At 59.4% G+C, this 24729-nt stretch carries 23 protein-coding genes and 1 pseudogene; 11 read left to right on the forward strand and 13 right to left on the reverse strand.

Features of this window, described 5'->3' with window-relative positions:
* Positions 1 to 90: 90 nt before the first annotated feature.
* Positions 91 to 807, reverse strand: a complete 717-nt coding sequence (locus tag K5Y35_RS13660) for a hypothetical protein (protein WP_186746733.1) — start codon at positions 805 to 807, stop codon at positions 91 to 93.
* Positions 808 to 1276: 469 nt separating this feature from the next.
* On the opposite strand from K5Y35_RS13660, the gene K5Y35_RS13665 reads away from it, so the two are divergent.
* Positions 1277 to 1903: a response regulator transcription factor gene (locus tag K5Y35_RS13665; protein WP_123466240.1), complete on the forward strand. Its 627-nt coding sequence runs from the start codon at positions 1277 to 1279 to the stop codon at positions 1901 to 1903.
* Positions 1904 to 1989: 86 nt separating this feature from the next.
* Here K5Y35_RS13665 and K5Y35_RS13670 read toward each other — a convergent pair whose 3' ends face one another.
* The 8 genes from K5Y35_RS13670 to metG form a co-directional block, all read right to left on the reverse strand.
* Complete coding sequence (locus K5Y35_RS13670; RefSeq protein ID WP_123466242.1) at positions 1990 to 2169, reverse strand: PA3496 family putative envelope integrity protein; 180 nt, start codon at positions 2167 to 2169, stop codon at positions 1990 to 1992.
* Between the two features lie 107 nt (positions 2170 to 2276).
* Positions 2277 to 2915, reverse strand: a complete 639-nt coding sequence (gene nth, locus K5Y35_RS13675) for an endonuclease III (protein ID WP_123466244.1) — start codon at positions 2913 to 2915, stop codon at positions 2277 to 2279.
* The gene (locus tag K5Y35_RS13680; protein ID WP_222834399.1) at positions 2912 to 3493 is read right to left on the reverse strand and encodes an Rnf-Nqr domain containing protein; all 582 of its coding nucleotides are present in this window, start codon (positions 3491 to 3493) and stop codon (positions 2912 to 2914) included. Before K5Y35_RS13680 ends, nth begins: the two co-directional genes overlap by 4 nt.
* Positions 3490 to 4095, reverse strand: coding sequence for an RnfABCDGE type electron transport complex subunit G (locus K5Y35_RS13685; protein WP_222834400.1), 606 nt, complete (start codon positions 4093 to 4095; stop codon positions 3490 to 3492). Before K5Y35_RS13685 ends, K5Y35_RS13680 begins: the two co-directional genes overlap by 4 nt.
* Positions 4095 to 5075, reverse strand: coding sequence for an RnfABCDGE type electron transport complex subunit D (locus K5Y35_RS13690; protein ID WP_123466250.1), 981 nt, complete (start codon positions 5073 to 5075; stop codon positions 4095 to 4097). Before K5Y35_RS13690 ends, K5Y35_RS13685 begins: the two co-directional genes overlap by 1 nt.
* On the reverse strand, positions 5062 to 6276 hold the full coding sequence (gene rsxB, locus K5Y35_RS13695; RefSeq protein WP_222834401.1) for an electron transport complex subunit RsxB: 1215 nt from the start codon (positions 6274 to 6276) through the stop codon (positions 5062 to 5064). The genes K5Y35_RS13690 and rsxB overlap by 14 nt, the downstream gene beginning before the upstream one ends.
* Positions 6273 to 6842, reverse strand: coding sequence for an Rnf-Nqr domain containing protein (locus K5Y35_RS13700; RefSeq protein ID WP_222834402.1), 570 nt, complete (start codon positions 6840 to 6842; stop codon positions 6273 to 6275). Before K5Y35_RS13700 ends, rsxB begins: the two co-directional genes overlap by 4 nt.
* A 132-nt stretch (positions 6843 to 6974) precedes the next feature.
* Positions 6975 to 9026: a methionine--tRNA ligase gene (gene metG / locus K5Y35_RS13705; RefSeq protein ID WP_222834403.1), complete on the reverse strand. Its 2052-nt coding sequence runs from the start codon at positions 9024 to 9026 to the stop codon at positions 6975 to 6977.
* 380 nt (positions 9027 to 9406) lie between these two features.
* On the opposite strand from metG, the gene apbC reads away from it, so the two are divergent.
* Positions 9407 to 10501, forward strand: a complete 1095-nt coding sequence (apbC, locus tag K5Y35_RS13710; protein ID WP_123466258.1) for an iron-sulfur cluster carrier protein ApbC — start codon at positions 9407 to 9409, stop codon at positions 10499 to 10501.
* A 130-nt stretch (positions 10502 to 10631) separates the two neighbouring features.
* Here apbC and K5Y35_RS13715 read toward each other — a convergent pair whose 3' ends face one another.
* Positions 10632 to 11390: an SDR family oxidoreductase gene (locus tag K5Y35_RS13715; protein WP_123466357.1), complete on the reverse strand. Its 759-nt coding sequence runs from the start codon at positions 11388 to 11390 to the stop codon at positions 10632 to 10634.
* 162 nt (positions 11391 to 11552) lie between these two features.
* Between K5Y35_RS13715 and K5Y35_RS13720 the strand changes: the two genes are divergently transcribed.
* The 4 genes from K5Y35_RS13720 to groL all read left to right on the forward strand — a co-directional run bounded on the left by K5Y35_RS13720 (position 11553) and on the right by groL (position 15064).
* Positions 11553 to 12284: a HugZ family protein gene (locus K5Y35_RS13720; protein WP_123466260.1), complete on the forward strand. Its 732-nt coding sequence runs from the start codon at positions 11553 to 11555 to the stop codon at positions 12282 to 12284.
* 65 nt (positions 12285 to 12349) lie between these two features.
* The gene (locus tag K5Y35_RS13725; RefSeq protein WP_123466262.1) at positions 12350 to 12826 is read left to right on the forward strand and encodes an FxsA family protein; all 477 of its coding nucleotides are present in this window, start codon (positions 12350 to 12352) and stop codon (positions 12824 to 12826) included.
* 247 nt (positions 12827 to 13073) lie between these two features.
* Positions 13074 to 13367, forward strand: a complete 294-nt coding sequence (locus K5Y35_RS13730) for a co-chaperone GroES (RefSeq protein WP_003227685.1) — start codon at positions 13074 to 13076, stop codon at positions 13365 to 13367.
* 50 nt (positions 13368 to 13417) lie between these two features.
* A complete protein-coding gene (gene groL / locus K5Y35_RS13735) occupies positions 13418 to 15064 on the forward strand; it encodes a chaperonin GroEL (protein WP_222834404.1) in 1647 nt (548 codons plus the stop codon).
* Between the two features lie 198 nt (positions 15065 to 15262).
* Here groL and K5Y35_RS13740 read toward each other — a convergent pair.
* Together K5Y35_RS13740 and K5Y35_RS13745 are read right to left on the reverse strand one after the other, a co-directional pair.
* Positions 15263 to 15550: pseudogene (locus K5Y35_RS13740) on the reverse strand (phosphatase PAP2 family protein); the annotation flags it as partial.
* Positions 15551 to 15638: 88 nt separating this feature from the next.
* Complete coding sequence (locus tag K5Y35_RS13745; RefSeq protein WP_222834405.1) at positions 15639 to 17588, reverse strand: LTA synthase family protein; 1950 nt, start codon at positions 17586 to 17588, stop codon at positions 15639 to 15641.
* A gap of 200 nt (positions 17589 to 17788) precedes the next feature.
* Between K5Y35_RS13745 and colR the strand changes: the two genes are divergently transcribed.
* The 5 genes from colR (at position 17789) to K5Y35_RS13770 (ending at position 21517) form a co-directional block, all read left to right on the forward strand.
* Positions 17789 to 18472: a two-component system response regulator ColR gene (gene colR / locus K5Y35_RS13750; protein WP_123466266.1), complete on the forward strand. Its 684-nt coding sequence runs from the start codon at positions 17789 to 17791 to the stop codon at positions 18470 to 18472.
* Positions 18462 to 19736, forward strand: a complete 1275-nt coding sequence (locus K5Y35_RS13755; RefSeq protein WP_222834406.1) for a sensor histidine kinase — start codon at positions 18462 to 18464, stop codon at positions 19734 to 19736. The genes colR and K5Y35_RS13755 overlap by 11 nt, the downstream gene beginning before the upstream one ends.
* Positions 19737 to 19897: 161 nt before the next feature.
* On the forward strand, positions 19898 to 20566 hold the full coding sequence (locus K5Y35_RS13760) for a class I SAM-dependent methyltransferase (RefSeq protein ID WP_222834407.1): 669 nt from the start codon (positions 19898 to 19900) through the stop codon (positions 20564 to 20566).
* Positions 20567 to 20570: 4 nt separating this feature from the next.
* Positions 20571 to 21287: a lipopolysaccharide kinase InaA family protein gene (locus K5Y35_RS13765; protein WP_123466272.1), complete on the forward strand. Its 717-nt coding sequence runs from the start codon at positions 20571 to 20573 to the stop codon at positions 21285 to 21287.
* Between the two features lie 2 nt (positions 21288 to 21289).
* Entirely contained in the window at positions 21290 to 21517 is a 228-nt protein-coding gene (locus tag K5Y35_RS13770) for a hypothetical protein (RefSeq protein ID WP_123466274.1), read from the forward strand.
* Between the two features lie 166 nt (positions 21518 to 21683).
* Here K5Y35_RS13770 and K5Y35_RS13775 read toward each other — a convergent pair whose 3' ends face one another.
* Entirely contained in the window at positions 21684 to 24719 is a 3036-nt protein-coding gene (locus K5Y35_RS13775; protein WP_123466276.1) for a multidrug efflux RND transporter permease subunit, read from the reverse strand.
* Between the last annotated feature and the right edge of the window lie 10 nt (positions 24720 to 24729).

Genomic DNA, 24729 nt, shown 5'->3' on the forward strand with positions numbered 1-24729 from the left:
TAAGACAGGCCCGCCTTTTTTATTGAATGCTGTGTCTTGCGCGTATCGGGCGATCTCTGGCGCACTGTCGCGGTGGACGTGCTCCATCCTTCAAACCCGTCCCAACAGCGTGATCGCTTGTGAGCACACGTTGTAAACAATATAGGGCGTCGCGCCCGTGTCCTTCTTCGCCGGTTTGATCGGCAGTAACGCGTTTTGTGTCAGGAAAACATCCGACACATGATTGCTGATAAGGACGATGACCCGGTCGGTTTTTTTGTCGGTGTGGTGGATTTTTTCCAGAATCGCCGTGATTTCTTTCGTCGTGTCGAGATTCCGTATGTCGATCATGTGCAGGCTGCGCAGGGCCGTGGTCAACTGAATGATGTGCTGAACAACAGGTCCCGAGGATACGCTGTCACCTGACGGCGGATCGGCCACGTTGTGGGCCCTGCACTTGTCCTTGCATGGGCTGGTTTGAGGGGGACCGGACAGTATGCAACTTGAAAACCCTGAAATACCTTGGGCACGCAGTTCTCGCGAAGATGGATTTCGTCTGGAGTTGCGCTCGCTGTTTTCTATGGCTTTTAAAAAGCTTTCATCTTTATTGAAGTCGGATGGGGAATACAGTGAGCGGTGGTTGAAGTTTAAAGTCAGAAAGAAAAGAAATAACAAGTAGAACGGGAATATGACGAGAAACCACACGTAAAACTCACGATCTTCATTGCCAAGAAATGGCAGGGACACGGCGGCCGATGTTTCCGAAATGGCTGCGAATATAGCGATGACCGTCATCGGGTTGGTAATTCTGCTCTTGATTTTTAACATGATCGTGCTCTTGTGGTTGTAGGCTTTCATTGTTTTGTGAGTTGTTGGCGGCTTTTTTGTTGCAAGGGCTTGCTCTTGGTTATAACAAAATTATTTTCCGAAGTATAAATACCCGCGCTCTGAATGTTTGTAAGTTATTGACGATGTGCGGCTGTTTTAAGTGGCGGTCGCCATAACTTTTTATTTCTATATGCTGCGATACGGCGTGTGATGCCTGCCACGACAGACGCTCGCGTTGCCAGCGCAGCGCTGGCTGGCAAACAGCGCACGCCGTTACAGATTCAAGCCGAGAGTGTCCGTTGAGGCGTCGGATTTTTAGATGAGGAAAGGATTTTTGTGGGATTTATCCTCATTGGCTGTAGGGAATGTCTCTGGATGCAAGTGCGTGTGAAACTTGGCATGCCACGGGACAAGTGGCTGGGATATTGTGCGTGTTCAAAAAATTCGAACAGCGAAACTGGACTTGCCCATGAATAAAGTGCTGATCGTGGATGATCACCCCGTCATTCGTCTTGCGGTACGTATGCTGATGGAACGTCATGGCTATGAAGTCATCGCGGAAACTGATAACGGTGTGGATGCATTGCAACTTGCTCGCGACCAGATGCCGGATATTGTCATTCTGGATATTGGTATTCCGAAACTTGATGGCCTGGAAGTTATCGCGCGCCTGACTTCAACGGCCATGCCTGTCAAGGTTCTCGTATTGACGTCACAGGCACCCGGACACTTTTCAATGCGCTGCATGCAATCGGGGGCGGCGGGTTATGTGTGTAAACAGCAGGACCTCACCGAGTTGCTCAGTGCAATCAAGGCAGTGTTGTCGGGCTACAGTTATTTCCCCAATCAGGCGCTGCACACCGTGCGTACCAGTCTGGGCAACGCCAGTGAAGCCGATATGGTGGATCGCCTGTCCGGTCGGGAAATGATGGTCTTGCAACAGTTGGCGCGGGGAAAGACCAACAAGGAAATTGCCGATGGCATGTTTTTAAGCAACAAGACGGTGAGCACTTACAAGACCCGCCTGTTGCTCAAGCTCAATGCCCGCTCACTGGTCGATCTGATCGAGTTGGCGCAGCGTAACGGACTTGTCTGAGTGGCGTCACTGACGTGATCATGGGCCGATCAAATTCAGCGAGTCGCAGAAAATGAAAAGCCTCCGTATCGGGAGGCTCTCAAATGTCAGAGATCAAAATCGTAATCAGCCAATTGCTTTTGCAGTCGGCGCTCCTCAAGCAGGTTGTCGATAGTGCGGCGTTTGCTCAGATTGGTTTTGGCGACCTCGACCACCGGTTCGGTGTCGTCGGTTTCCGCAGCAGTAAATTCGTCATCTACATCCAGTTGTTCTTTACTGTCAGTCATAAGGTTAACTCCAGGCTAAGACTGCCTTTGGCGCTCCTTATATCGACATTCCTGCTGTGGGTAAAAAAGATTTTTTCAATCGGTGAATCAGTAAAACCAATAGCCACTCAATCGTCCGAGGTTTTGTGTTTGTACTCGCACAGATCTTCGATCCGGCAACTGCCACAGCGCGGCTTGCGGGCGAGACACACGTAGCGACCGTGCAAAATCAGCCAGTGGTGAGAATCCAGCAGGTAGTCTTTGGGTACAAACTTCATCAGCTTCTTTTCCACCTCAACCACATTTTTCCCCGGAGCGATGCCGGTGCGATTGCTGACACGAAAAATGTGCGTGTCGACCGCCATGGTCAATTGTCGAAAAGCGGTATTGAGCACCACGTTGGCGGTCTTGCGGCCCACGCCGGGCAGGGCTTCCAGTTCTTCACGGGTTTGCGGGACTTCACCATTGTGCAGTTCGACCAGCATGCGGCAGGTCTCGATCACGTTCTTGGCTTTGCTGTTGTAGAGGCCGATGGTCTTGATGTATTCGGACAGCCCTTCGACACCCAGGGCGTGGATCGCTGCCGGGGTATTGGCAACGGGGAAGAGCCTGGCCGTGGCCTTGTTCACGCCAACGTCCGTCGACTGCGCCGACAGAATCACCGCAATCAGCAATTCGAAGGGCGAGGAGTAGGCCAGTTCGGTTTTCGGCTCGGGATTGTCTTCATGCAGTCGACGAAAAATCTCAAGGCGTTTTGCGGCATTCATGGGTGATGTGTTTCCTTGGAGAGAGCGTTCCAGCGAGTCAAAGCCTGGCGGGCAGCCAACAGCAGCCCCAGTAATATGAAAGCGCCGGGAACCAGGGTGAACAGGTGCAGCCCTTCGTTGAACAGGACCAGGCCTTGCCAGCGTTCTGAGAGACCACGACCGAGATGGCCCTGACCGAGCAGCTCACGCAGTACCGCCAGCGTCAGTAGCAGCCCGCTCGAGAGGCCAAAAAACTTCAGGCGTTCGGTGCGCGCCTGACGAAAGAAACCATTGTATTCCAGCACCACGCATTGCAAGGCGATCAGCCCGCTATAGAACCCGAGTGCCTGGTGCCACTGCAACGCCCAGCGCTGCCCAAGGATATTGGCGCAACTGGTCAGGGTGGCGGCCAGCAGCAGGCTGGCCAGCAACAGGCCGCTGTCAGACAGTCGAGCGCGCAATGGAGCAATGCACACCGCGTAAGCCGTCGTGACAACGCTCGACAGCAACAACATGCCCAGCGCGCCGGCCAGTGTGGCGCTGGTACCCAGCAGCAGCGCCAGCAGCAAGGCGTTGCTCAGATTCGTCGGCCGGTTCATGGTGCGCCCCCCAGCAAGGTTGCCCGGTGTTCATCAAAGTAGCGCAGGGCGTCATGGATGGCATGGACGGTGGCGCGGGAGGTGATAGTCGCGCCCGCCAGTTGATCGAACTGCCCCTGATCCTTTTTCAAGGCCCAGCCTGTGTCATCGGGGGCGCTGCGTGATTTCCCGGAAAACCCAGCCAGCCAGGTGTTCGGCCAGTCGCCGACATGCCCGCCCAACGCCGGCGTTTCATGTTGCCGCAGGGTTTTAACACCCAGCAGTCTGCCATTGGCATCAATCGCGATGAGCAATTCGATGGCGCCGGCATAGCCCTCGGTTTGCGTGCGCAACAGCACCGCCACCGGCTGCCCGGCTTTGCTTGCCCGGTAACCCGTCAACAGCGTGCTGTGGCTTAACGTCTTATCCGCCAACGCCAGTGGCTGTTCCAGAGGCTGATTGTCGTAGGCATCCGCGGCGAGCAGATCCAACAGTTTGCGACTGTCGAGCAGACGTTGTTCGATGGCAATCTGTGGTGCACTGCTGCGTTGCACCTCATAAGTCAGGCCGAGACCAACACTGGCGATCAGCACCAGTGTGATGACAGAGGCCGCGCGGTTCATTAATGCACCTGCGCCTGGCGAGTGGCGGCAAAACGCTCCAGCGCCGGCACACAGAGATTCATCAGCAACACCGCAAACGCGACGCCATCCGGGTAGCCGCCCCAAGTGCGGATCAGGTAGGTCAGCAGCCCGACACCGACGCCGAACAACAGCCGGGCCAGCGGACTTTTTGGCCCGGACACCGGTTCGGTGATGATGAAAAATGCACCGAGCATGGTCGCGCCGCTCAGCAGATGAAACAGCGGCGAGCCGTGGGAGTCGGAGCCCGAACCGTTCCAGCACAGCAGGCTGATGACAAACAGGCTGACCAGCATGCCGACCGGTGCTTGCCAGCCGATCACCCGACGTTGCAACAGCAGCAGCCCGCCGGCGAGAAACGCCAGATTGACCCACTCCACGCCGCGCCCGCCGAAATGGCCGAACGCCGGGTTGGCGGCGAATAGCTCATCCATGGTCAGGCTTTTGTTGATACGCAGACTGTCCAGCGCGGTGGCCTGAACCCAGGCGTCCGGCGCCTGACCCGTGTTGAAGACCTGTTCAAACGTTGCCAGCAGATTCATCCCGTGCGCGGGCCAGTGGGTCATCGGCTGCGGGAACAGCACCATCGCCAGCGCAAAGCCGAGCATGGCCGGATTGAACGGATTCTTGCCGATGCCACCGTACAGGTGCTTGCCGAACAGCAAGCCGCCAGCAATCGCCGTCACCGTCAACCACCACGGGCAATAAGGCGGCAGGGCCAGCGCCAGCAACGTCGCGCTGACCCATGCGCTACCGTCGCTCAGCGTCGGGTGCAGCGGTTGTCGGCGCAGGCGGCTGACGCTTGCCTCGACCAGCAATGCGGTGGCTACCGCCAGCAGCAGATTGATCAGCACGCCCCAGCCGTACAGCCAGAACAATGCCAGCAGCCCCGGCAGCGTGGCGAGCAGCACCAGCTTCATCGCCTGTTGCAGGCGATCATCCGGTGCTTCACGGGGCGACATGATCGTGTACCTGACGCTCGGCGTCCTGCAGACGGGCGCGGGCCTTGTCGAGGGCGTCGCTGGGCGTGTCGGCGCGGCGTTCGAGCTTGCTCAGGTCGGCGCGGGCGTAGGCCAGTTCGGTTTTCAACTGGCGTAACTGGCTGTCGATCGGACGTTTTTCCACGCGCACGAGGTCAGGCAGCGGTTGCTCGCTGGCGGCTTCGGCAGCGTGAAGCGCCTGCTCGGCGTCACGCAAGGCCTGTTCCAGCGTGGCGAGTCGCTCCGGCGGCGCTTCGGCAGTCTGGGCCTTTTTCAGTTCGGCGCGGTGCATGGCCAACTGGATTTTCGCCCGTTTCAGGTCTGCGTCTTTCGCCGGGGCCGGGGCCACCGCTGTTGGAGCGCCGGGAGCGTTGCTTTCGAGTTTCGCCAGCGCCTGCTCGGCGGCTTCGAACTGCTGTTGCAACACGATCAGTTGTGACTGCTGCTCGAACGTCGGTGGATGGCCGAAGGCTTTCAGCGATTTGTGCAATTGCGCGCGGCTCATGGCGACGTCGATCTTGGCTTTTTTCAGCGCAGCGTCGGCGGTCGCGGCTTTCTGCGCTCGCACCCGTTCCAGAGCCGCCTGCACCGGATCGAGGGTAGCCACCGCCGGTTGCGTCGTCCGTTGCGCACGGGCCTCGCGCTCAGCCTGTTTTTGTTGTTCTTCGCGTTGCAGGCGGGCGTTGCGTCGTTCGAAACGCTGGCGCGCATGATCGCGTTTGGCCGCGCGTGCGCGTTGTTCTTCCAGGTTGAGGGCCAGGCCGCCCACCACCGGCAGCGTGCCTGGCGGCAGCGGATGCATTTCGATGCAATCCACCGGGCACGGCGCCACGCACAGGTCGCAACCGGTGCATTCGTCGATCAGCACGGTGTGCATCAGTTTCGCGGCGCCGACGATGGCGTCGATCGGGCAGGCCTGAATGCACTTGGTGCAGCCGATGCACTCGGCTTCGCGGATGAACGCCACTTGGGGCGGTGCCGAACCACGGCTGACGTCCAGCTCCAGCACCGGCACCTTCAGCAGTTCGGCCAGCGCCGCGATGGTTTCGTCGCCGCCCGGTGGACACTTGTTGATCGGTTCGCCCTCGACGATGCCTTGCGCATAGGGCTTGCAGCCGGGGTGGCCGCATTTGCCGCACTGGGTCTGCGGCAGGAGGGCATCAATGAGTTGAATCAGACTCATGTTTTAATCAGTCCACTGAATCCGAGAAAAATCACTGCGATCAATCCGGCGCCGATCAGGTCGATCGGCAGGCCGCGGAAGGGCAGGGGAATGTCGTTGTCGGCGGTGCGTTCACGCAAGTCGCTGAACAGACTCAGCACCAGCCAGAAACCCAACCCGGCGCCAAGGCTCAGCGCCGTTGCCGGCAGCAGGCCGCGATCCTGTTGCGCATTGAGCAAGGCCAGCCCGAGCACGCCGGCATTGCCCAGCAACAACGGCCAGAGTCCGTCGAACGGCCAGTCGGGCAGCGCACGCGCCAACAGTTTCAGCAGCGGTGCGATCAGCAGCACGCTGAGCGGCAAGCACACGAACAGGTGCAGGGCCTGCAGTTGCAGCGGCACGAGCAGCCAGTGCCAGATCCCGTAACCGATGACGCCGACGCTCAGCATCAGGCAGAACGTCGCCAGCCCTAGCGCATGCAGCTGGCGCCGACTGCCCGCCAGCAACGGATCGACGCCCAGCGGCCAGTGCAACACGAAGTTGTTGAGCAGGGCGGCACTGATCAGCGTAAGCGCAAGTTCGGTCATGGTTCTGCCGGCAGCAACGGGCGGGTGTCACTTAAGGTTAGGCATTATCCGGCACCCGCGAAGGGGGGGCCAGATATGAAAAATCCCACAGGCTTGCAGAACATGCCTGTGGGATCGTTTTACCGCTGGGCCTTACTTGATGCGTTGACCCGGCTTGGCGCCGCTGTCCGGGCTCAGCAGATAGATTTCTTCACCGCCGGGACCTGCCGCCATCACCATGCCTTCGGAGATGCCGAACTTCATTTTCCGTGGCTTGAGGTTGGCGATCATCATGGTCAGGCGACCGTCGAGTTTCGACGGGTCGGGGTAGGCGCTCTTGATTCCGGAGAACACGTTGCGCTGCTCGTCGCCGATGTCCAGCGTCAGGCGCAGCAGCTTGTCCGCGCCTTCGACGTGTTCAGCCTTGACGATCAGGGCGACGCGCAGGTCTACGGCGGCAAAAGTGTCGAAGTCGATTTCCGGCGACAGCGGATCCTTGGCCAGCTCGCCGTTGCCCGCCGATGCGGCGGCACCGGTGTCGGTCTGGCTGGCGGTCAGGTCTTCTTTCGAGGCATCGGTCATGGCTTGTACTTTTATCGGGTCGATGCGGGTCATCAACGGCTTGAATTCGTTCAGCTGATGATTGGCCAGCAGGGTGGTGTGGTCGTTCCAGGTCAGCGGGGCGACGTTGAGGAACGCCTCGGCATCGGCGGCCAGCAGCGGCAGCACCGGTTTGAGGAAGATCACCAGTTGGCGGAACAGGTTGATGCCGGTGGCGCAGATCGCCTGGACTTCATCCTGTTTGCCTTCCTGCTTGTTCAGCGACCACGGGGCCTTGTCGGCGATCCACGCGTTGGCGCGGTCGGCCAGGGCCATGGTTTCACGCATGGCGCGGGCGAAGTCGCGGGCTTCATAGGCGTCGGCAATGCTTGGCGCAGCAGCGAGGAACGCCTCGGTCAGCTCTGGCGCGGCATTGTTGTCGACCAGCAGGCCGCCGTTGCCTTTATGAATGAAACCGGCGCAACGGCTGGCGATGTTGACCACTTTGCCGACCAGGTCGGAGTTGACCTTCTGCACGAAGTCTTCGAGGTTCAGGTCGAGGTCATCGACGCCACGGCCCAGTTTGGCCGCGTAGTAGTAGCGCAGGTATTCCGGCGACAGGTGATCCAGGTAGGTCCGGGCCTTGATGAAGGTGCCGCGGGATTTGGACATCTTCTGGCCGTTGACAGTCAGGTAGCCGTGCACGTTGATCCCGGTCGGCTTGCGGAAACCGGCGCCTTCGAGCATGGCGGGCCAGAACAGCGCGTGGAAGTTGACGATGTCCTTGCCGATGAAGTGGTAGAGCTCGGCGGTGGAGTCCTTGCCCCAGAACGCGTCGAAGTCCAGCTCAGGCGTACGGTTGCAGAGGTTCTTGAAGCTCGCCATGTAGCCGATCGGCGCGTCCAGCCACACGTAGAAGTACTTGCCCGGCTCGTCGGGGATCTCGAAACCGAAATACGGCGCATCGCGGGAGATGTCCCACTGTTGCAGGCCGGCGTCCAGCCATTCGGCGATCTTGTTGGCGACGGCGTCCTGCAGGGTGCCGCTGCGCGTCCAGGTCTGCAGCATCTGCTGGAAGTCTGGCAGTTTGAAGAAGAAGTGCTGGGAATCCTTGAGCACCGGGGTGGCGCCGGAGATCGCCGACTTCGGATCCTTCAGGTCAGTCGGGGCGTAGGTCGCACCGCATTTTTCGCAGTTGTCGCCGTACTGATCTTCAGTGCCGCATTTCGGGCAGGTGCCCTTGATGAAGCGGTCGGCCAGGAACATTTTCTTTTCCGGGTCGAAATACTGGGTGATCGAACGTTGGGCGATGTGCCCGGCGTCACGCAGTTTCAGGTAGATCTGGCTCGACAGCTCACGGTTTTCTTCGGCGTGAGTGGAGTGGAAGTTGTCGAAGTCGACCAGGAACTCGGCAAAGTCGGCGCTGTGTTCAGCCTGCACGTTGGCGATCAGTTGTTCCGGGGTGATGCCTTCCTTTTCCGCGCGCAGCATGATCGCCGAACCGTGGGCGTCGTCGGCGCAGACATAAATGCATTGATTGCCGCGATGCTTCTGGAAGCGCACCCACATATCGGTCTGGATATATTCCAGCATGTGGCCAAGGTGGATCGAACCGTTGGCGTAGGGCAGGGCGCTGGTGACGAGGATCTTGCGTGGTTCGGACATGTGGGGCTTCGCTACTTGATGAAACGGAGGTCGGCCACTATAAAGCGCTGGCGCATATTTTTCACCCTGTGCGCCTGTTTCCGGATACACCAATCACTTAATCCCAGTTTATGAAACCTTTTGATGGCAGTGGGGCGCTGTGGCGAGGGGATTTATCCCCGATGGGTGGCGAAGCCACCCCAAAACCAGACAACTCGGTCAATCAGGTAAACCGCGTTCAATGGTTTCACGACTGCTGCGCAACCGGTCGGGGATAAATCCCCTCACCACAGTGCTTTCCGGCTCTAGTAACGTGTCTGGCTATAAATCGCCTGACCAGAAACGAACCCGCAGGGTAGGATACCCGCCATCTATTCCCAGTCTTGTTATCGGAGTTGCCCATGAGTGCCGTCACTCGCGCAGCGGTGGAAGCCGTCCTCAGCCAATACACCGACCCTTACCTGAACCAGGACCCGGTCAGCGCCGGTTGCGTGAAGCACATCGAGATTGATGGCGAGCGCGTCAGGGTTGAGCTGGAAATCGGCTATGCCGCCGGTCTGTTCAAAAGTGGCTGGGCGCAAATGCTGCAACTGGCCATCGAAAACCTCGACGGCGTCGTCTCGGCCAAGGTCGAGGTCAACAGTGTGATCGCCGCGCACAAGGCCCAGGCGCAGATTCCGGGGCTGGCCAATGTCAAGAACGTCGTCGCCGTGGCCTCCGGCAAGGGCGGCGTGGGCAAGTCGACCACCGCTGCCAACCTTGCGCTGGCACTGGCCCGCGAAGGCGCCAAGGTCGGGATTCTCGACGCCGACATCTATGGCCCGAGCCAAGGGATCATGTTTGGCATCCCCGAGCGCACCCGTCCTGAAATCAAGGATCAGAAGTGGTTCGTGCCGCTCAAGGCCCACGGTGTCGAAGTCATGTCGATGGCGTTCCTGACCGACGACAACACGCCGATGGTCTGGCGTGGGCCGATGGTCTCCGGCGCACTGCTGCAACTGGTCACGCAAACCGCGTGGGGCGATCTGGATTATCTGGTCATCGACATGCCGCCAGGCACCGGCGACATCCAGTTGACCCTGGCGCAGAAGGTCCCGGTGGCTGGCGCGGTGATTGTCACTACGCCACAGGATCTGGCACTGCTCGACGCGCGCAAAGGCGTGGAAATGTTCCGCAAGGTCAACATTCCGGTGCTGGGCGTGGTGGAAAACATGGCGGTGCACATCTGCTCGAACTGCGGTCATGCCGAGCATCTGTTCGGTGAGGGCGGCGGTGAGAAGCTGGCGAGTCAATACGGCGTCGAGCTGCTGGCCTCGCTGCCGCTGTCGATGCTGATCCGCGAGCAGGCCGATGGCGGCAAGCCGACGGTGATCGCCGAGCCGGACAGCCAGATCGCCATGGTCTATCAGGAACTGGCTCGCCACGTCGGTGCGCGGATTGTGTTGCAGGAAGCGGCGACACCGGCGATGCCGAACATCACCATCAGCGACGATTGATGGCCTGAAACACGATCAACTGTGGGAGCTGGCCTGCCAGCGATAGCGGATTCACATTCAACGAATAGGTTGACTGAACCACCGCATTCGCGAGCAGGCTCGCTCCCACATTGGTTTTTGTGTTGGGCGGTTAGATGCGCAAGCCGCCATCCATCTCCAGAATCCGTCCGGTGTAGTAGTCGTTCTCGAAGATGTACGCCGCCGAATGGGCGATCTCTTCCGGTTTGCCCATGCGCTTGAGCGGAATCCCCGAAGTCATTTTCTCCAGTGCTTCCGGCTTCATGCCCAAGGTCATCTCGGTTTCGATAAAGCCCGGGGCAATGCCCGCGACGCGAATGCCGTAACGCGCCAGTTCCTTGGCCCAGGTCACGGTGGCTGCTGCCACGCCGGCCTTGGCAGCGGAATAGTTGGTCTGGCCGACGTTGCCGGCGCGCGAAATCGACGAGATGTTGATGATCGCGCCACTGTTCTTCAGCTCGACCATTTTCGCCGCGACTTCACGGGTGCACAGGAACACGCCGGTCAGGTTGACGTCAATCACTGCCTGCCACTGGGCCAGGCTCATCTTGGTCATTTCGCCGTCCTTGACCTTGAGCAGCAGGCCGTCACGGAGGATCCCGGCGTTGTTGATCAGGCCGTGGATTGCACCGAAATCGGCGGCCACCTGGGCGACCATGTGCTCGACCTGTTCTTCATTGGCCACGTTGCACAGATAGCTGCGGGCCTCGACGCCCTTGGCCTTGCAGGCCGCGACCGCAGCATCGAGTTTTTCCTGGTTCAAATCGACCAGTGCGAGCTTCGCGCCCTTGGCGGCGAAATACTCGGCCATGGAACGGCCCAAACCCTGGCAACCGCCGGTGATAATGATTACTTTGTCGTTGAGTTGCATGCGCATGCCCCGATGCCGGTCTGAGTGGTTTTTATTATTGGCGCCGCTCGATCTGTACCGGCCGTGGCCGGTTGCACATGAGCATAGCCCGATGGCGTGACCGGGACTTATCTCCGGGCGCCTGTCCGTTTTTTCGACGGATTATATATAAGGAGTCATAAATTGAGCGTTGAAGCGGCCAAGAATGCCCGAGAATTGCTTCTCAAGGAATACCGTGGCGTATTGTCCACCCACTCCAAATCAATGCCCGGTTTCCCGTTCGGCTCCGTGGTTCCCTATTGCCTGGATGAACAGGGTCGCCCGCTGATCCTGATCAGCCGCATCGCCCAGCACACCCACAACCTGCAAAAAGACCCGAAATGCTCGTTGCTGGTGGGCGAGCGTGAGGCCGACGACGTGCAGGCCGTCGGTCGCCTGACCTATCTGGCCGAGGCGCAAAAGCTCGAAGAGCCAGCCGCCATCGAAGCCGCCGCCGAGCGTTACTACCGCTACTTCCCCGATTCGCAGAACTACCACAAGGCCCACGATTTCGACTTCTGGGTGCTTAATCCTGTGCGTCATCGCTACATTGGCGGTTTCGGCGCGATCCACTGGGTCGAGCAACTGACCCTGGCCAACCCCTTCGCCGGCAAGGCTGAAATCAGCATGGTCGAGCACATGAACAGCGATCACGCCAAGGCCATCGCCCACTACGTGGAGCTCGCCGGCCTGCCGCAGACGGTGCCGGCGCAACTGGCCGGGATCGACAGCGAAGGCATGCACTTGCGCATCGGTCAGGCGCTGCACTGGTTGCCGTTTCAAGCGCCTTGTCACACGCCGATACAAGTGCGCGAGGCCTTGGTTTCTCTGGCTCACGCCGAGGTCTGGCCAAAAAATGCTGAGGCCGATGCTTGAATTCACGAAAGGGCGACGTCATCTAAGGCTTACTGCAAGGCATTTCTTGCGTTGAGGAATCTTTGATGCGCCCTTTTTTGTTGCTCTTTCTGCTGTTTCCGGTGCTGGAGCTGTTCGTATTCGTCAAAGTGGCAGGGGCTATCGGGTTTTTCCCGGCCCTGCTGCTGATCATTCTTGGCTCGATGTTCGGCGTGTTCGTGCTGCGTATCGCCGGTCTGGCCACCGCCCTGCGTGCCCGTGAAAGCCTGAACCGCGGCGAACTGCCTGCGCAAACCATGCTCGAAGGCCTGATGCTCGCCCTGGCCGGTGGCCTGTTGATCCTGCCGGGCTTCATCAGCGACGTGGTCGGTCTGGTGATGCTGCTGCCGTTCACCCGTCGTCTGCTGGCGAACAAAATGCGTCAACGCGCCGAAGACCAGGCCATGCGCCAGCGTGCCTTTGCCGATGACCTGCAACCCCGTGGCGGGCCTGCTCCACGCGAGCCGCTGGGGCGTGAGCCAAATGTCATCGAAGGCGAGTACGAACACCGCGACAGCAAGTAACGTCTGCATCGACACGGCACCTTCGGGTGCCGTGTTCGTTTATGGGGTCTGATCGTGAAAAAAATTCTGACCCCGCCCTTGTAATAACCTTATGCGCCCTTATGTATCGGTCACCGAAAGGTTTCCGGCATTGAGTCGGACAGACTTCCGCGGTTCGCTCGACGAATCGCAACCGGCGCAGGCCGGATTTGTTAAACCCGCCGGGACTACACCGGCCGATGAAAACCACAATTAGGAGAGATCGACAATGAAGCTTCGTCCTCTGCATGACCGCGTCGTTATCCGTCGCAGCGAAGAAGAAAAGAAAACCGCTGGCGGTATCGTCCTGCCAGGTTCGGCTGCTGAAAAAGCCAACCACGGTGTGATTGTCGCTGCAGGCCCAGGCAAGACTCTGGAAAACGGTGAAGTGCGTGCGCTGGCCGTTAAAGTCGGTGACAAGGTTGTGTTCGGTCCTTACTCCGGCAGCAACACTGTGAAAGTCGACGGCGAAGACCTGCTGGTAATGGCTGAGAACGAGATTCTCGCTGTACTGGAAGGCTGATTTCCCCGCTCATTTTCCCGCTACTACAAAGTATTTAAGGAATATCGATCATGGCTGCTAAAGAAGTTAAATTCGGCGATGCCGCCCGCTCCAAGATGCTCAAAGGCGTCAACGTTCTGGCTGACGCGGTAAAAGCGACCCTGGGCCCGAAAGGCCGTAACGTGATCCTCGAGAAGAGCTTCGGCGCTCCGACCATCACCAAGGACGGCGTTTCCGTTGCCAAGGAAATCGAGCTCGAAGATCGCTTCGAAAACATGGGCGCGCAGCTGGTCAAAGACGTTGCCTCCCGTGCCAACGATGACGCCGGTGACGGTACTACCACCGCTACCGTTCTGGCTCAGTCGATCGTCAACGAAGGCCTGAAAGCCGTCGCTGCCGGCATGAACCCGATGGACCTCAAGCGCGGTATCGACAAAGCGACCATCGCGATCGTCAAAGAGCTGAAAGCCCTGTCCAAGCCATGCGCTGACACCAAGGCGATCGCTCAGGTCGGCACCATCTCCGCCAACTCCGACAACTCCATCGGCGACATCATTGCCGAAGCCATGGAAAAAGTCGGTAAAGAAGGCGTGATCACCGTTGAAGAAGGCTCGGGCCTGGAAAACGAACTGTCGGTTGTAGAAGGCATGCAGTTCGACCGTGGCTACCTGTCCCCGTACTTCGTCAACAAGCCGGACACCATGGTGGCCGAGCTCGACGGCCCGCTGATCCTGCTGGTCGACAAGAAGATCTCGAACATCCGCGAAATGCTGCCAGTGCTGGAAGCCGTTGCCAAAGCCGGCCGCCCACTGCTGATCGTGGCCGAAGACGTTGAAGGCGAAGCCCTGGCGACGCTGGTTGTGAACAACATGCGTGGCATCGTTAAAGTCGCAGCCGTCAAGGCTCCAGGCTTCGGTGACCGTCGCAAGGCCATGCTGCAGGACATCGCCGTTCTGACCGGCGGTACCGTGATCTCCGAAGAAATCGGCCTGAGCCTGGAAAGCACCACTCTGGAGCACCTGGGTAACGCCAAGCGTGTCACCCTGTCCAAGGAAAACACCATCATCGTTGACGGTGCTGGCGTTGAAGGCGACATCCAGGCGCGTATCGCTCAGATCCGTGCTCAGGTTGCTGAAACTTCCTCGGACTACGACCGTGAAAAACTGCAAGAGCGTCTGGCCAAGCTGTCCGGCGGCGTTGCGGTGATCAAGGTTGGCGCTGGTTCCGAAGTTGAAATGAAAGAGAAGAAGGCCCGCGTTGAAGACGCCCTGCACGCAACCCGTGCAGCCGTTGAAGAAGGCGTGGTACCTGGCGGTGGCGTTGCGCTGATCCGTGCTCTGGAAGCCCTGACCGAACTGACCGGCGACAACGCTGACCAGAACGTCGGTATCGCTGTGCTGCGTCGCGCTGTTGAAGCGCCGCTGCGTCAGATCGCTGCCAACTCCGGCGACGAGCCAAGCGTAGTCGTCAACGAAGTGAAGAACGGCAAAGGTAACTTCGGTTACAACGCTGCTTCCGGCGAATACGGCGACATGATCGAAATGGGCATCCTGGACCCAACCAAGGTAACCCGTTCCGCTCTGCAAGCTGCAGCCTCGATCGGCGGTCTGATCCTGACCACCGAAGCCGCTGTTGCTGATGCACCGAAGAAAGAAGGCTCGGTTGGCGGCGGTATGCCAGACATGGGCGGCATGGGTGGCATGGGCGGCATGATGTAAGCCAGCCTTACCCCTGTAACGCAAAACCCCGCTGGCGAAAGCCAGCGGGGTTTTTTATTGCCTTCGATTTAGTGTTGGCTTGAGACCGAGGTGCGGCCATCGCTGGCAAGCCAGCTCCCACAAGGATCTATGGTGTTCACCCAATACGTGTTTCACCTTGGACATTGTGGGAGCTGGCTTGCCAGCGATAGCGTCAGATCAGACGCTGACCGGTTGTGCCTTGACGACGGCCTCAGCCTTCAGCGCCGGGCGATACAGCACCCAGTAATACGACCCCAGGCAAATCAGCCAACAGAAAATCGCCGTCCACACGCTGTGCGAAAAGAAGTGCGCACCCTGCATCATCCGGCTGATCGAGAACACCGAGCCCAGGGCAAAGGCAAAGATGAACGCCTGTCGGGCCAGACGTGGACGTCGGTCACGCAGCACAAAGAACAGCGCAACCAGGGTGAAACCGGTCGCCGCATGACCACCGGGCCAGCAACGGGCGAGGGGTGGGGCGCACAACGTTTGATGGCATGTTGGATCCTGAGCAAAAGAAAACGCCCCGGTGCCTCGGCCCGGGGCGCTTCGATTAACGTTCGCTGACTTGTGGCGCACCCTCCTTGGGTGCTTTCCAGCCAAGCAACTGATGTTTGAAACCATAACTGGCGGTTTGGTAGTAGCTGATGGCGCGGCTGATCAGCGGGTCATCACTGATCGCCCGGGATTCACGGCTCTCAGTCAGCGCATCGTCGTGTCGGCGCAAGCCCTGGCGCGGGCTGAGAATGGCCAGATCCTTGCCGTCGAACAGCCCCAGATGCTGGTAGTTGCCAACCACCACCCGTGGCGGCAACGGGTTTTCCTGCAGCAGGTTGCGCCCGAAGAACGTCGACTGGTAATCCATGTTCAGCAAGCCCAGCAGGGTCGGCGCGAGGTCGATCTGGCTGGCCAGTTGAGCGTTTTCGCGTGGTTCGATCAGCTTCGGCGCATAAATGAACAGCGGAATCTGATAGTTGGCGATCGGCAGGTCTTCCTTGCCGGCGCTACCGGCGGTGTGGTCGGCGACGAAGATGAAGATCGTGTTGTCGAACCACGGTTTCTGGCGCGCCTGCTCAAGGAACTGGCCGATGGCGTAGTCGGTGTACTTCACCGCGCCGTCGCGACCGTTGCCGGACTTGATGTCGATGCGGTTGTCCGGGTAGGTGTACGGGCGATGGTTGGAGGTGGTCATCAACTGCAACAGAAACGGCTGGCCCTTGGCGAAATCGGCATCGGCCAGTTTCAGGGTTTGCGTGTACAGGTCCTCGTCGGCCATGCCCCAGGCGTTCTTGAAGTGGATTTGGGCCTCATCGACGCTGCTCTGATCGACCACGCGATAACCGTTACCGCTGAAGAACGCGTTCATGTTGTCGAAGTAACCGCGCCCGCCGTAGACGAATACGCTGTCATAGCCTACCGCACTCAATTGCTGACCCAGGCTGGCGAACCCGCTTTCGCGGCCGATGCGTTTGACGATCGAGCGGCCCGGCGTCGGTGGAATGGCCAGGGTGATGGCTTCCAGGCCACGGTCGGTGCGGGTGCCGGTGGCGTAGAAATTATTGAAATACAGGCTCTGTTTGCGCAGCGCATCGAGGTGCGGGGTCAGATCGCGCTTGTCACCGTTGCTGCCCAGGTACTTGGCGCTGAGGCTTTCGATGGTCACCAGCACGATGTTGGGCGTGCGTGCCGTGCCGGGGTTGTCGATCACCCGGCGAATGTCCTGTGGGTCCTGACCGATGAAGCGGGCGTTGGGTTCGTTCAGTTCGGCGCGAATCTGCCGGGCCACCTCTTCTGACGAGCGGCTGCTGTAGAACTGGCTGTAATCCAGCTCGTTGTTACGAAAGGCCGCGAAGAACTGATAGGGGCCGTTGCTCGCCAGTTCGTTCTGGTAGGCATTGCCGCCCTGGGCGCGCGGTGCGTCCTGACTGAGCAGTTGCAGGCTGAGACCGGTCACCAGCAGCAGCACCAGCGCATTGAGCAGGCGGTTGCGCAACGGCGGCAGTGGCGCATTCAGCGCCGCATTGAACGGCTTGCGCAACGCGAAGCTGATGCCAATGGCCAGCAGCGCCAGAATGCTCAGCAGGGTGCCGATCGGGTACGACTCGAGCACGTTGTTCAGCACTTCATCGGAGTACACCAGGTAGTCCACGGCGATGAAGTTGAAGCGCACGCCGAACTCGTCCCAGAATAGCCATTCGGCCACCGACACGAACAGCATGACGAACAGGCTGACGGTCAGCAGCCCTCGCAGGAACCAGCGATGACCGCGGCGGCGCCACAAGGCCGGCGGGCAGAGCAACAGATACAGGCCCAACGGCAACGCCGCATAGGCAAGGAAACCCAGGTCATACAGCAAGCCAATGCCGAACACCGAGAGGGCAACGCCACCGGCCTCATCCAGATGAGTCAGGAGCAGCATGGTCCGGGTCAGGAAAAATACCAGCAGCCAGGCGCCGGTAATCAACAGCAGAAGGCGCAGGGGCGCCGTCTTGAAAAAATCCATAGTCCGCTTCCTTTTACGATGGCGCGGGAGTGTCGTGGCGGCGCCGTCGGCAGGTTGTGAACCCGTAGTGAAAAATTTGTTAAGACTTGAATATGCTCGAGAGAGTTGAGTCGCGGAACGCTCAACCCTAGCTCTGTGGAGAATCTGGCCTTAAGCTGCGCGGGCCATGACGGCCGTTACTGTGTACGGAGGAGGTGCCCATGCGAATTCTATTGGTCGAAGACAACCGCGACATCCTGGCCAATCTGGCCGATTATCTGGGGCTCAAAGGCTACACAGTCGATTGTGCCCAGGACGGTCTGTCGGGCCTGCATCTGGCTGCCACCGAACATTACGACCTGATCGTGCTCGATATCATGCTGCCGGGCATTGATGGCTACACCCTGTGCAAGCGCCTGCGTGAAGACGCCCGTCGTGACACGCCGGTGATCATGCTCACCGCTCGCGATCAACTCGACGACCGCTTGCAGGGTTTCAAGTCCGGCGCCGACGATTACCTGGTCAAACCGTTCGCCCTGTCCGAACTGGCGGCACGGATCGAGGCGGTGATGCGCCGCACCCAGGGCGGTGGGCGTCGGGCGTTGCAGGTCGGCGATCTGAACTACGACCTCGACACCCTGGAAGTGACCCGCGAAGGCAAACTGCTCAAGCTCAACCCGGTCGGCCTCAAGTTGCTGGCGGTGTTGATGCAGAAGAGCCCGCATGTGCTGCGGCGGGAAATTCTCGAAGAAGCGCTGTGGGGCGATGATTGCCCGGACAGCGACAGCCTGCGCAGCCACGTCCACCAATTGCGTCAGGTGATCGACAAACCGTTCGAAAAACCATTGCTGCATACCGTGCACGGCGTGGGTTATCGCTTGGCCGAGGGGCGTGATGGAGTTTAAGCAAAGCCTTTCCCAACGGATCATCATTGCCTTTGCGTTGATGAGCGCGCTGGTAGCCGGTGCCTTTGCCATGGGCATCGTGGCGACGGTGCATCTGGTGGAGGAAAAACTGATTTCGGCAGGGCTGGGTGGCGATCTGCAGCGCCTGTTGCTGATGGACAACGTCTCGGACTGGAGCCATCGGCCCGAGCCGGACCAGTTGTTCTATTTCAGCGGCGGGCCAGGTGATTTCGAGTTACCCAAGGATTTGCGTCACCTGGATGCGGGCTTCCATGAAGTCTTCCGCGAACAGTTGTCGTATCACGCCATGGTCGAAATCGTCGACGGCCGGCGATATGTGCTGCTGCAGGATCAGAGCGATTTCGAAGAGCGCGAGCGTGTGCTGTTTGCCGTCGTGCTGGTGGGCTTTGTGCTCAGTCTGGCTTTGGCGGTATTCCTCGGCTGGGTGCTTGCGCGCAAAGTGATGGCGCCGGTGGTGCGTCTGGCGCGTCAGGTTCGCCACCGCGATCAGTTGCTCGGGCTGGCGCCGCCGCTCGCACCCGACTACGCGGCTGACGAAGTCGGCGAACTGGCGGTGGCGTTCGACGCCACCCTCGGTCGCCTGCGTCAGGCCCTGACCCGTGAAAGATTATTCACCAGCGACGTCAGTCACGAACTGCGCACCCCCTTGATGGTGCTGGCCAGCTCTTGCGAACTGCTGCTGGAGAATCCGGCCATTGATCAACGCGGTCGCTCTCAGGTGGAACGTATCGCCCGGGCCAGCGAGGAAATGCGCGAGTTGGTGCAGACCTTCCTGATGCTCGCCCGTGCCCAGCGCGAAAACGCCGGGGTGGCGCTGCAGCAGAATATTGCGCAAGTGGCTGACAGCCTGTTGTGCGTATGGCGCGAGCCGATTGAAAGCAAGGGGCTGAGGTTGCAGTTCGAACCCGGCAATCCGCCGGACACCTGTTACAACGCAACGTTGCTGACCGCGGTGATGGGCAACCTGTTGCGCAACGCCTGCCATTACACCGACCAGGGCTTTATTCGCCTGACCCTTACCGCCAACGGGTTTGTGGTGGAAGACTCCGGTGTGGGCATTCCGGAAGAAAAACGCGAAGCCATGTTCCAGCCTTTCGTGCGTGGCACGGAAAACCGTGGTGAAGGCCTTGGGCTCGGCCTGTCGCTGGTGCAGCGGATCTGTGAAAACCAGGGCTGGACGGTCAATTTGAGCACGATGACGCCCAATGGCTGCCGCTTCGAGGTGGATCTTGGGGCGCCTTGACGCACGTAGTGGCTCCAGGCTACTCCCTCGAAGCTGTCTAAATCCTGTATAACTCTGTAATACTTTGCCGGTAGACCCGACATTTTTTTCACAAAGGGATGACCTGACGCTGACACGCCGCTGCCTATGGTGGTGGCATCAGTAACTCAGGAGTCCTGGTGATGGCCGGCCCGATCAAGCTCGATTTTTCCGAAAAGTATGACGATCAGCATGCCCAGAAATATCTGCGCAAGCACAAGGAAAGCCTTGGTCGTCGTCTTTCTCACTGGCGTGACGAACAGTTGGCCCGCAAGGCGCTGGCGTTGGTCGGCGAGCCAGGACTGGTGCTGGACCTGCCTTGTGGGGCGGGGCGTTTCTGGCCATTGCTGGGTGAAAAAACCAATCGGGTGATCATCGGCGCGGACAATTCCGAGTCGATGATCAAGACGGCCATGGCGTCGCAACCGGCTGACGTGGTGAAACGGGTACAACCCTTGCACACGTCTGCGTTCGACATCGCCTTGCCGGATAACGCCGTCGACAGCATTTTTTGCATGCGACTGCTGCATCACATCGGTGAGGCCGAGCATCGGCGCACGATTCTGCGTGAATTTGAGCGCGTGACCCGCGACAGCGTGATTGTTTCGCTGTGGGTCTACGGCAATTTCAAGGCGTGGAAGCGTCAACGCGCCGAGCAGAAGCGTGACAAACGGCAATACCAGAATCGCTTTGTGTTACCGGCCGCTACGGTCGAAAAGGAATTCGAGGAAGCAGGGTTTCGAATTCAGGAACAACTGGACTTTATTCCGCTCTACGCCATGTGGCGAGTTTATGTATTACGCAAGAGGTAGCAGGATGGCAGTGCAATTTGCAGCAGAAACGGACGTCGCTCCGCAAGATCGCTTTGACTTTTACTGGAACCAGCGCGGTGAGTGGGTGGAAGAACCCAACGTGCGGCGCGGTGGCGAAAGTGGAGTCCAGCGGGTCGTTGGACGCGATGGTCAACTGCTGTATGCCAAGCGCCAGACCGGTCATATCTATCGCAGCTGGTTGCACCCGTTCGGACGGCCGACGGTATTGCGTGAGCTGGATGCCCTGACCGGCGTGAGCAAGCTTGGCGTGCGCGTGCCGCAAATCGTTTTCTGTGGTACCCAGCCCGACCCGCAGCACAAGTGGCGTGCGTTGCTGGTGACCAAGTCCCTGGACGGTTTCCAGGAGATGGAACACTGGCTGGCTTCTGCCGGCGGGCGTGATCAGTGCGGCGACGTCGTTTATGAGCGTGTGCTCAAGGACCTCGCCGAGAATCTGGCGCGCATGCACAAGGGCCGTTGGCAGCACAGCTGCATCTACATCAAACATGTGTTCGTGCGGGTCACCGGCGAAGGTGAATCGGCCAAGGTTGAAGTAGCCCTGATCGACCTGGAGAAATGTCGCCAGCGTCTGACTGCCTATCGCGCTGCCTCTCACGACATGAAGCAATTACGCCGCCACTCGTCGTTCCGCGATGCGGACTGGAAAAAACTCGTCTACTTTTATGAGACGGCGTTTGGCAGCGCTATCAAAGGTTTATAGCGATGAAACTCGAAATTGCACGAGGTTTGTTTTTGGTTGGAGCCTTGGCAGTTGCATCACTGGCGGTGGCTGCCTGGGAGCAGCCACGCATGCAGGTCATTGGAGCGTCCACCAGCGACGCCCATTGTTCAATCCCACGGGAGGCCAAAGCCTCCGTGGCGACCAAACCCGACCATGACTTGTTGTTGTTCATGTTCGGACTTTCCCAAGGAATGAGGCCGCAGAGTTGAACCGATTGAAGCCCACCTGAAAGGCCTCGCAGATGCGAGGCCTTTTTTATGCCCGACACGACACAGATCCCTTGTAGGAGTGAGCCTGCTCGCGATAGCGGTGTGTCATTCAAATCATTGTTAACTGACAGACCGCTATCGCGAGCAGGCTCACTCCTACAGGGGGTTATGCGGTTGGTGTGGGATCGGGTTTCGCCAGCAGGGTGTAAACGCATGGCAAGACGAACAGCGTAAACAACGTGCCGATCGACATCCCCGTGGCAATCACCATGCCGATATCAAAGCGGCTGACCGCGCCGGCACCGGTGGCGAGAATCAACGGCACCATGCCAAACACCATCGCTGCAGTGGTCATCAATACCGGCCGTAAACGAATCGCTGCCGCTTCCTCAACGGCTTCACGCACTGTCAGGCCTTTGTCCTTGCGCAACTGGTTGGCGAATTCAACGATCAGGATGCCGTGTTTACTGATCAGGCCGATCAGCGTCACCAGCCCCACCTGGGTGTAGATGTTCATGCTCGACCAGCCAAGGAACAGCGGAATCAGCGCCCCGCAGATCGACAACGGCACCGTCACCAGAATCACCAGCGGATCGCGGAAACTCTCGAACTGCGCCGCCAGCACCAGAAAAATGATCGCCAGCGCGAGTGCAAACGTCACCCACAACGCGCTGCCTTCCTGAACGAACTGGCGTGACGCACCGCCATAGTCGAAGGCAAAACCGGCCGGCGCTTCTTCCCGGGCGATCTGCAGAACGGTGTCGATGGCTTCACCCATGCTCACCAGCGGAAAACCGGAGATCTTCGCCGCATTGAGTTGCTGGAACTGATTGAGCTGGCGCGGTCGTGCGCGGTCGCTGACCTTGATCAGAGTCGACAGCGGCAGTAACTCGCCCTGGGTGTTTTTCACGTAGTAATTGTTCAGCCAGTCCGGGTTGTCGCGGAAGGGGCGTTCAACCTGAGCAATGACCTTGTAACTGCGCCCCTCGATGGTGAACCGGTTGATTTCCGCTTCACCCAGCAACGTCGCCAGCGTGCCCCCCAGATCCTGCATCGACACGCCCATTTGCGCGGCTTTGGCGCGGTCGATATCGACCACCACCTCGGGTTTGTCGAACGCCAGATCGAGGTCGACGAAGGCGAACTTGCCCGACTCCATCGCACGCTTCTTGATCCGGTCGGCCACTTGCAGCAGCAATTCGTAGTCGTTGGCGGTGTTGACCACAAACTCGAACGGCAAGCCTTCACCGGTGCCAGGCAGGGACGGCAGGTTGAAGCCGAAAATCTGCAGGCCCGGGATGCCTTCCAGTTTGCCCTGCACCTCAGGGAGGATTTGCATCTGTGTGCGGCTGCGTTCGTTCCATGGCTTGAGCAGGAACCCGCCAATGCCCGCCTGCACGCCGTTGTAGCCGTTGATCTGGAACGAGGAATAGTACTCGGGGAATTCCTTGAAGATCTTGATGAACTCGTCGGTGTAGGTGCTCAGGTAATCGAGGTTGGTCGGCTGCGGCGCGGTGGCCATCATGAAAATGATGCCCTGGTCTTCGTCCGGCGCCAGTTCCGACTTGGCGAACTTGAGAAATACCGGAATCAGGCACAGCACGATCACCGCGAACACCAGCACCACCGGCCGCGTGTTCAGCGTGCCATGCAGCATGCTTTGATAGCGGCGCTTGAGACGGTCGAAAATGCGGTCGAGACGGTGGGCGAGGCCACTGGGGTTTTCTTCGTGACGCAGCAGAAGTGCGCACATCATCGGCGACAGGGTCAGGGCGACGATCCCGGAGATCACCACCGCCCCGGCGAGGGTCAGCGCAAACTCCTTGAACAGCGCGCCGGTCAGGCCGGTGAGGAAGCCGATCGGCGCGTACACCGCGGCCAGGGTGATGGTCATCGACACCACCGGCATGGCGATTTCCCGCGCACCTTCCAGGGCCGCATCAAACGGCGTCTTGCCTTCCTCGATGTGCCGGTGGATGTTTTCCACCACGACAATCGCATCGTCCACCACCAGACCGATGGCCAGCACCATTGCCAGCAGCGTCAGCAGGTTCATCGAGTAGCCCATCATCTGCATGAAGAACATCACGCCGATCATCGACAACGGAATGGTCACCACCGGAATCACCACCGAACGCAACGCGCCGAGGAACAGAAACACTACGACAATCACGATCAGTACCGCTTCGAACAGGGTTTTCACTACCTCGTCGATGGAGGCCTGAATGAACAGGGTGGCGTCGTAGGCAATCTCGCTCTTGAGGTTCGGCGGCAGCTGCGCTTCCAGCTCGGGCATCAGCTTGCGCACTTCCTTGATCACGTCCAGCGGGTTGGCGCCGGGCGTGGCCTTGATGCCGATGTACACCGACGGCGTGCCGCCGAACGAACTGATCGAGTCGTAGTTTTCCGCGCCCATCTCCACCCGCGCGACATCGCCGAGCAGCACGCGGCTGTCGCCACTGACCTTGAGCGGAATCGCCGCAAAAGCCTCGGCGGATTTCAGTTCGGTGTTGGCGTTGATGCTGGTGACCACGTACTCGCCTTTCACTTCGCCGGCGGCGGAGAGGAAGTTGTACTGGCGCACCGCATTGGTCACGTCGCTGGCGCTGAGGCCGAAACCGGCGAGCTTCACCGGGTCGAGCCACAGGCGCATGGCGAACACCTGATTGCCGAGAATCTCTGCTTCGGCCATGCCCGGCAGGGTCGCGAGTTTCGGCTGGATCACCCGTGACAGGTAGTCGGTGATCTGCGGGTTGCTCAAGTCCTTGCTGAAGAAGCTGATGTACATCAGCGCCGAGGCGTCGGCGGACTCCTTGCTCAGCACCGGGTCTTCAGCGTCCTGCGGCAGTTTGTTTTTCACCTCGTTGGCCTTGGCCAGCAACTCGGTAAAGAGGCGATCGGTGTTGGAGCCGATACGTGCGTAGATCGAAATTACCGAGAAGTTCTGCCGGCTGACCGACGTCATGTAGTCGATGCCCTCGGCGCTGGCCAGGCTTTGCTGCATCGGTTGGGTGATGTAACCCTGAATGGTTTCGGCGTTGGCCCCGGGGTAGGCCGTGGTCACCGTGATCAGGGCGTTTTCCATTTGCGGGTATTGGCGCAGGGGCAACTTGCTCCAGGCCTGAAAGCCGAGCAGCACAATCAACAGGCTGACCACGGTGGCGAGCACCGGGCGGCGGATGAACGGATCAGTAAAAGCCATGGGAATTCCT

The organism is Pseudomonas sp. SC3(2021), from assembly GCF_019856535.1.
Taxonomy (GTDB): Bacteria; Pseudomonadota; Gammaproteobacteria; order Pseudomonadales; family Pseudomonadaceae; genus Aquipseudomonas; species Aquipseudomonas monsensis.

Bases quoted from the DNA above. Each gene is read 5' to 3' on its own strand.
- K5Y35_RS13660 (WP_186746733.1), bottom strand. From the start codon at position 807: ATGTTAAAAATCAAGAGCAGAATTACCAACCCGATGACGGTCATCGCT.
- K5Y35_RS13665 (WP_123466240.1), top strand. From the start codon at position 1,277: ATGAATAAAGTGCTGATCGTGGATGATCACCCCGTCATTCGTCTTGCG.
- K5Y35_RS13670 (WP_123466242.1), bottom strand. From the start codon at position 2,169: ATGACTGACAGTAAAGAACAACTGGATGTAGATGACGAATTTACTGCT.
- nth (WP_123466244.1), bottom strand. From the start codon at position 2,915: ATGAATGCCGCAAAACGCCTTGAGATTTTTCGTCGACTGCATGAAGAC.
- K5Y35_RS13680 (WP_222834399.1), bottom strand. From the start codon at position 3,493: ATGAACCGGCCGACGAATCTGAGCAACGCCTTGCTGCTGGCGCTGCTG.
- K5Y35_RS13685 (WP_222834400.1), bottom strand. From the start codon at position 4,095: ATGAACCGCGCGGCCTCTGTCATCACACTGGTGCTGATCGCCAGTGTT.
- K5Y35_RS13690 (WP_123466250.1), bottom strand. From the start codon at position 5,075: ATGTCGCCCCGTGAAGCACCGGATGATCGCCTGCAACAGGCGATGAAG.
- rsxB (WP_222834401.1), bottom strand. From the start codon at position 6,276: ATGAGTCTGATTCAACTCATTGATGCCCTCCTGCCGCAGACCCAGTGC.
- K5Y35_RS13700 (WP_222834402.1), bottom strand. From the start codon at position 6,842: ATGACCGAACTTGCGCTTACGCTGATCAGTGCCGCCCTGCTCAACAAC.
- metG (WP_222834403.1), bottom strand. From the start codon at position 9,026: ATGTCCGAACCACGCAAGATCCTCGTCACCAGCGCCCTGCCCTACGCC.
- apbC (WP_123466258.1), top strand. From the start codon at position 9,407: ATGAGTGCCGTCACTCGCGCAGCGGTGGAAGCCGTCCTCAGCCAATAC.
- K5Y35_RS13715 (WP_123466357.1), bottom strand. From the start codon at position 11,390: ATGCAACTCAACGACAAAGTAATCATTATCACCGGCGGTTGCCAGGGT.
- K5Y35_RS13725 (WP_123466262.1), top strand. From the start codon at position 12,350: ATGCGCCCTTTTTTGTTGCTCTTTCTGCTGTTTCCGGTGCTGGAGCTG.
- K5Y35_RS13730 (WP_003227685.1), top strand. From the start codon at position 13,074: ATGAAGCTTCGTCCTCTGCATGACCGCGTCGTTATCCGTCGCAGCGAA.
- groL (WP_222834404.1), top strand. From the start codon at position 13,418: ATGGCTGCTAAAGAAGTTAAATTCGGCGATGCCGCCCGCTCCAAGATG.
- K5Y35_RS13745 (WP_222834405.1), bottom strand. From the start codon at position 17,588: ATGGATTTTTTCAAGACGGCGCCCCTGCGCCTTCTGCTGTTGATTACC.
- colR (WP_123466266.1), top strand. From the start codon at position 17,789: ATGCGAATTCTATTGGTCGAAGACAACCGCGACATCCTGGCCAATCTG.
- K5Y35_RS13755 (WP_222834406.1), top strand. From the start codon at position 18,462: ATGGAGTTTAAGCAAAGCCTTTCCCAACGGATCATCATTGCCTTTGCG.
- K5Y35_RS13760 (WP_222834407.1), top strand. From the start codon at position 19,898: ATGGCCGGCCCGATCAAGCTCGATTTTTCCGAAAAGTATGACGATCAG.
- K5Y35_RS13765 (WP_123466272.1), top strand. From the start codon at position 20,571: ATGGCAGTGCAATTTGCAGCAGAAACGGACGTCGCTCCGCAAGATCGC.
- K5Y35_RS13770 (WP_123466274.1), top strand. From the start codon at position 21,290: ATGAAACTCGAAATTGCACGAGGTTTGTTTTTGGTTGGAGCCTTGGCA.
- K5Y35_RS13775 (WP_123466276.1), bottom strand. From the start codon at position 24,719: ATGGCTTTTACTGATCCGTTCATCCGCCGCCCGGTGCTCGCCACCGTG.